Genomic DNA, 1,523 nt, shown 5'->3' with positions numbered 1-1,523 from the left:
GAGGTTCAACACCCCGGTTTCCGCGATCGAGGCCAGCCGTTCCTCCACCTCACCGGGCAGGATCAGTTCCGGATGGTAGCCCTCCAACCCCAGCAGGATCGCGGTCATCGTCCCGTGCCCGTGCCCGGTCGCCGCCAACGACCCGTACAAATCAACCCGCAACCCCGCCACGGACCCCAGCCCGCCCGAAGCCTTCAACTCCTCCGCGAACACCGCAGCAGCCCGCATCGGCCCCACAGTATGGGACGACGACGGACCGATCCCGATCGAAAAGAGATCAAAAACGCCAACAGCCATGTGCGTGGTTCCTAACTAAACAAGTGGTCGGGATGGAGCGGGCACGTCACCAGGCGACGTGCGCACCAGGGCCGGCGGAGCCGGACTTTTCGAAAGCCTGCGTCAAAGCGAGGAACGAGCAGCAGGCGTGAAAATGTCCGGTCCGCCGGTCCCGAAGGTGACCGCCGACGCGGAGGATGCCGGTCCCACCGGGCCAAAGGCAACCACGGAGCGCATGGCAGTGCCGGTCTGGCCGCCCCGGAGCCAGCCGAGGGGTTTCGACAAGCTCAACCACCGGCTTTCGGTGCTACTTGGCTCGGCGGTAGAACGGGAGTTCGACTACTTCGAACGGCTCTGCCTTACCGCGGAGGTCGATGTGCAGTGCCGTACCGGGGGCGGTGTGTTCGACGTCGACGTACGCCATGGCCACCGGGTAGCCGAGGGTGGGTGAGGGCTGCCCGGAGGTGACCTCGCCGACGGGAACGCCGTCCTTAAGGACCGGGTAGTGGGCACGGCCGGCACGGCGGCCGAGTCCCTTTAGTCCGACGAGGCGGCGGCCGGAGGTCGTTCCGGCACCGGCTTCCTTCTTGGCGGCCAGCGCGGCCTTGCCCACGAAGTCACCCTCCTTGGACAGCGCGACGACGGGTCCCAGGCCGGCGGCGAACGGGTCGCCCTGCAGGGAGAGTTCGTTGCCGTAGAGGGGCATGCCGGCTTCAAGGCGCAGTGAGTCGCGGGATGCCAGGCCGGCCGGGGTGAGCTCCCCTTCATCGGCGATGGCGATGAGGGCCTGCCACAAGGCGGGTGCGGCATCGTTGGGCACGAAAATCTCGAACCCGTCCTCCCCGGTGTAGCCGGTGCGGGCCACCAGGAGTTCCTGCCCTGCACCGCCCACCAGGAGCGGGACCTCCACTGCGGCGTAGTACTTCAGGTCCGTGACCTCGTTGTGGCTGGCGGCGGGGACCAGGCGGAGCAGCAGTTCCTCGGCTTTGGGCCCTTGCACTGCGATCAGCGAGGTTTCCGCTGATGCGTCCCGCACCTGGACGTCGAAGGATGCCGCCCGGTCGGCCAGCGCCTCGGCAACCACGGTGGCGTTGCCGGCGTTGGGGACCACCAGGAAGACGTCGGTCCCGTCCGCGGCAGCGGGCCGCCGGTATGTGATGAGGTCGTCGATGATGCCGCCGTCCTCGTTGCAGATCAGCGAGTACTTGGCTTTGCCTACCGGCATGGCCGAAATCTTGCCCACCAGC

The 1,523-nt window shown here is 67.5% G+C and carries 3 protein-coding genes; all 3 read right to left on the bottom strand.

The window, feature by feature from the left end:
- The coding region (locus tag G205_RS20345) for a serine dehydratase beta chain (RefSeq protein ID WP_009359690.1) at window positions 1–297 on the bottom strand (297 nt) is incomplete at its 3' end.
- A 102-nt stretch (window positions 298–399) separates the two neighbouring features.
- On the bottom strand, window positions 400–567 hold the full coding sequence (locus G205_RS23350; protein WP_235047128.1) for a hypothetical protein: 168 nt from the start codon (window positions 565–567) through the stop codon (window positions 400–402).
- Between the two features lie 16 nt (window positions 568–583).
- On the bottom strand, window positions 584–1,523 hold a 940-nt coding region (gene gcvT, locus G205_RS20340), incomplete at its 5' end, for a glycine cleavage system aminomethyltransferase GcvT (RefSeq protein WP_035754028.1).

Source organism: Arthrobacter nitrophenolicus, from assembly GCF_000332815.1.
GTDB lineage: Bacteria > Actinomycetota > Actinomycetes > Actinomycetales > Micrococcaceae > Arthrobacter > Arthrobacter nitrophenolicus.
The sequence above is the reverse complement of the archived record's forward strand: the minus strand, read 5'-3'. Positions and strand labels throughout refer to the sequence as shown.